This is a genomic window from Paracoccus sp. 22332 (genome assembly GCF_052045125.1).
Taxonomy (GTDB): domain Bacteria; phylum Pseudomonadota; class Alphaproteobacteria; order Rhodobacterales; family Rhodobacteraceae; genus Paracoccus; species Paracoccus haematequi_A.
The window spans coordinates 1-4,443 of the sequence record NZ_JBQEOI010000090.1; the positions used below are offsets into that span (position 1 = coordinate 1).

The 4,443-nt window shown below is 61.4% G+C and carries 3 protein-coding genes and 1 pseudogene; all 4 read right to left on the bottom strand.

From position 1 onward, the window contains the following. Window positions 1–53: 53 nt before the first annotated feature. Window positions 54–767 carry an IS6 family transposase gene (locus ACTJI6_RS23610; protein ID WP_440803609.1) on the bottom strand — a complete coding sequence of 238 codons (714 nt, stop codon included), beginning with the start codon at window positions 765–767 and terminating at the stop codon, window positions 54–56. A gap of 139 nt (window positions 768–906) precedes the next feature. Continuing rightward, window positions 907–2,355, bottom strand: coding sequence for a MobV family relaxase (gene mobV / locus ACTJI6_RS23615; protein WP_440804175.1), 1,449 nt, complete (start codon window positions 2,353–2,355; stop codon window positions 907–909). A gap of 89 nt (window positions 2,356–2,444) precedes the next feature. Continuing rightward, window positions 2,445–2,900, bottom strand: a pseudogene (locus ACTJI6_RS23620) (transposase); the annotation flags it as partial. Between the two features lie 18 nt (window positions 2,901–2,918). Beyond that, window positions 2,919–4,376 carry a transposase gene (locus ACTJI6_RS23625; RefSeq protein WP_440803644.1) on the bottom strand — a complete coding sequence of 486 codons (1,458 nt, stop codon included), beginning with the start codon at window positions 4,374–4,376 and terminating at the stop codon, window positions 2,919–2,921. Between the last annotated feature and the right edge of the window lie 67 nt (window positions 4,377–4,443).

The window sequence follows — 4,443 nt, forward strand, 5'->3', positions numbered from 1 at the left end:
GGGTCCGTTGCATTAATGCCGCTTCGGCGCAGTAAAAGCAGGAGCTGCGATCATCAAGCGGCTTCCGGGAAGAGTTTGGCGACGAAGTCGATCTCGTTTTCAACTCCGGTCCTGCAGCTTTCGAACTGACCCTTGCGGATGGTGCGGAAGGTTTCGATCCCGGCGAGCGCGGCCTTGGCGCCGGCCATGGTCTGGAAGCCACGCATCGGCCGCAGCCGCTGTTTTATTGCAGCATGATCGCTCTCAATCCGGTTGTTCAGGTACTTGCGATCGACATGGCGGATTGTGTGCTCTGGCCCGAGCCGGTCGTTGATCTCGCCGATCACCTTGGCATAGCTGAGCGCCTTGTCAGTGACGATGGTCAGGGGCTGATACAGGCGAACGGTCTCTCGGGCTTGCCGCAGAAACGCCCTTGCAGCCTTGGCATTTCGCCGCGCCGTCAGCCGAAAATCGATCAGCTGGCCGAGCTGATCGACGGCGCGCCATAGATAACACCAGCGTCCACCGACGCGGATGTAGGTCTCATCGACATGCCACTGCTGCCCGCGCCAGGAACGATGGCCACCATAGGCCCGTTTGCGGATCTCGGGGCCGAACTTCCTGACCCAGCGGTGGATTGTGGAGGCATCGACTGTCACCCCGCGCTCGGCCAGCAAATCGCGGACGTCGCGGCACGACAGCGGGTAGCGACAGTACCAGCGCACCGCTAGAAGGATGATCTCCCGAGGAAAACGATGCCGCTTGAACGGATTCTTTTGCTGTGCCATCGGCCCCCCCATCATTACCAACTCAAGGAACTTGCGGTGGTCGGCTAGTTAATGCAACGGACCCGGCGTAACACTGAATCTAACACCTATTTAACACTCATGAAGATCACGCAATCTGTGGATAACTTGTCGTAACGCGTCAGTGTCGAAGCCCTGGCTCCTGATGTTTCGGGCTATCCTCTGCTTCAGAGAGCCGCTCGATGATGCCGCGACGGATGCCAGAACCGACATCAACGTCCACATGATCAAAATAAGCCAGCGCCAGGCTGAGCTGTTGCTGCTGAGAAAGATGATCGCCAAGCACGTCTTCCAGCACGGTCTCATCACCTTGCTTCAGGGCCACCAGCTGTTCCTCCGAAAGAGTGCCTTCAATCTCCGCCTGGAATGCCAGACGGTCGTCTCGGCTGGTGAAGGGCGGGTTCACTCGATCCTGTGCCAGGTGAGCAAGAGCTTTCTGAACATAGGGCAGGGCACGAGCCTCGATCGCTATCCGTACCGGGTCTTTCCGTTTCGCCACCTTGCCATCCGCCATGGCATCCAAGGTCAGGTCCAGCGCCCGGTCGAACCGGGCCTGCTCTTCGGTCATCGCGGTGCCGTCAGGAATGACCCGGTCATAGATGTCCACGATCTTATCGATCCGAGCTGGCGACCCCGCAGCATCCTTGAGGACGCCAAGATCACCATCGAGGATTTTCCCCTCCAGATCGGCATAGGCTTCGAGGGCAGCGTTTGCCTCAGCCCCCTTGTCAGCCAGTTCCAGGCTCGACACCAATCGCGACAGCGTTTCACGGGCTGCGTCGAGCTGGGTCTTATAGCTCCGCTGCAGTGTCTGAAGAGACTGGATCATCGACTGTGCCGTGTTCAGCTTCGCATCCATGTCGAGCTTTTCTTCCCGCATCTTCATCTGGAAGCCGCGGAGCGCGTCTGTGGCGGCCTCTGTGGCCCGTGCATGCCAGTCAGCGTCGCTTTCCTTGCCGCCGCGCAGGAGAGAGCCTCTGACGCGCTCAGGGAGGGCTACAGCGTTTTCGCCGGACATGTAGGCCCCATAGACCCGCTGCACGCGCTCGTGCCGCGCTGTGGAGCCCTTGATGCCCCGCCGAAGGCCATGCTTCTCGCTGACCTTCTCCGCAAAGTCTGTCTGGAGATCGGAAAGAGCCTTCTTGTTCCCCACGAACGACCGGCAGTTCAGCTTGCCCCTGTCATCGAGGGGGATAGTCATCACCGTCATGTGCGGGGTGGTCTCGTCGCGGTGGACCATCGCTGAGAGGACGTTTTCCTTGCCGTGCCGGTTCTCGATCCAGCCAAGCGCATCCCGGAAGTACGTGTCCTGCTCCTCCCTGGTCATGGCTTTCATCTTCGCGGGCGAGCCACCGATGAAGTATTCCAGACCGTGCACGGCGTTCTTCCTGATCTTCTCGGGAGCCCGATCCTTCCACGCGGCCAGCACGTCTTTGCTGTTGTCGCCACCGACCAGGATCGTGTTGTCGCTGGTCCTGTCCGGATCGGCATTCGGGGTCTCCCGTTCCCGAAAGCTATGCTGAAGGCTGGCCCCCATGTTGCCGAGCGTTTTGATCTTCGCAGTTCGCATGATGCCGAAGGATTTCCCCTCACCGTGAAGGCGGTAGTGCCCCGGGAGATGGTGTAAGAGCGCCGACCTTCGGAGAGGTCCGAGGCTGATCAGGTTGCCACGGCGGACAGCCTAACGGTTGTAGTGTCGGTGACACGCGCCAGGCTTTCAAGAGACATGTATCTCCGCGCAACCGTCCATTCGTCATTGGTCTCGAGCATCAGCGCGCCGACGAGACGGACGATTGCCTCGTCGTTCGGGAAGATGCCGATGACGTCGGACCTGCGCTTGATCTCCCGGTTCACCCGCTCCAGTGGGTTCGTCGACGCGATCTGGGCCCAATGCTCACGCGGAAAATCCATGTAGGCGAGGACGTCGTCGCGCGAGGCGTCCATGAGGGCGCCGAGCCTCGCCTGCTTCTCGCGCAGCGCGTCAGCCACGACCTCCCACTGGGCTTCGGCATCCGCCTTGTTTTCTTGGGCGAAGATCGTCTTCAGCATTGCCGCCACGGCCGTGCGCTGCTTGGTCGGAGCATGGGCAAGCGCGTTTCTCATCCAGTGAACGCGGGGGCTGTTGAAGAAGTCCTATGGAATACTGCCGATGCCGTGCGTCATCGGGTGGAGCAGTGAGGTCGCCAACCTCCTTTGCAGGTAGCGCGGGAGGGTGGAAGAGGGTGAGAACAACTCTCCCCGGCGCCTGGCCGCCAGGATATGCAGCAAAAGCGCAAGGAATGCGGCCGCCAACCGCTTCAGGTTCACGGCCGCGGCGGTGAGGAAGGCCTGAATGCGCATGTTCTCGAGCCCGCGCCTCACCGCACGGGCGAGGCCGTGCCAGGTCTTTGCCTCGCCGTGGAAGCCCTCCGAGCGCCAGCGGTGGCGCCGATAGAGCCGGTTCTCTTTCTCGCCCCACCGCTCCCGCCGCCGGCGCGCCCGCAGCAGGGCCGGATAATCATGAACAATCACGACTGCCCGGGTCTTTCGCGACGGTGAAAGACACAGAGCCGCGAGATCGCACCCTGCACAGTCACGCACCCTGGTGACGAAGAACCTGCCGTGACTGATCCTGGTCTTCGTTGGCTGAAGGATTTTTCCGCGTGGGCATTTTACGAGATCATGGCGCGCATCGAACTTGAACCGGCGGAGCGGGACCTTGCTTCTGATCGGTTCGGCCTTGGTCGGAATGATGGCATCGATCCCGCGCGCCTCCAGCCCGCCGAACACCTTGGCGTAGGCATAGCCCGCATCTGCTGTCGCCACCCCGATGGGTTCTCCCATGATCGCGGCAGCCGTATCGAGGCTGTCAAGGATGTGGTCGCCCTCGTTCGCCTCCCCGGTCGTGACCTCCACCTCGACGATGACCCCGCAAAGATCGTCGACCACGCCATGCTGCTTGTAGCATGGCTCAAGGCGCCGGTTGCGCCCGCTGGTCGCCATGCTGGCGTCCGGATCGGTGACGCAGACCTTCTTATAGCGCCCGGTCTTCTTCGAGTGCTTGGCCTGGAGATCGGCCTCGGTGTCCTCCGGCACATCACCATTCGCGTCGGACATGGCACCAACATGGCGCACCGCGAGGCTTTCCCAGCTGACATCGGCTCGGATCAGAGACGCGTCGACATGCACGACCTCGCCCTTGGCGATCCCGGCTGCCACACAACTCTGAACCGTCCGCTCAAAGATGCGCCGAAACCGCTCGGCGCCCCAGCGTTGTCGAATACGGGTCAGCGAAGAATGATCCGGAAGCCGCTCGTGGAGGCCATAGCCAGCAAACCAGCGGATCGCGAGATTGACCTGTGCCTCTCGCATGAGACGCCGGTCATGGACGATCCCGAGAAGAAAGCCGGCCAGCATGAGACGGACGGCTGCCTCCGGCGCGACACCCGGACGACCGGTCCCGACGGCATAAAGATCGGCAACATCTTCGGCCAGCCAGCCGAGATCGAGCACCCGGTCGACGCGGGCAAGGACATGATCATCCGGCACAAGGTCACGCAGCGACCCGCAGACAAAAAACTCGAGTTGATCCCGGTTCTGATGACCAATCATCCTGGCCCCCGCGACAAAGTCCTGAAGCTATGGAATCAGCGATGCGAGGGTTTTTCAACAGCCCCAC

Coding starts and splice junctions, on each gene's coding strand:
- ACTJI6_RS23610 (WP_440803609.1), bottom strand. CDS start 767: ATGGCACAGCAAAAGAATCCGTTCAAGCGGCATCGTTTTCCTCGGGAG.
- mobV (WP_440804175.1), bottom strand. CDS start 2,355: ATGCGAACTGCGAAGATCAAAACGCTCGGCAACATGGGGGCCAGCCTT.
- ACTJI6_RS23625 (WP_440803644.1), bottom strand. CDS start 4,376: ATGATTGGTCATCAGAACCGGGATCAACTCGAGTTTTTTGTCTGCGGG.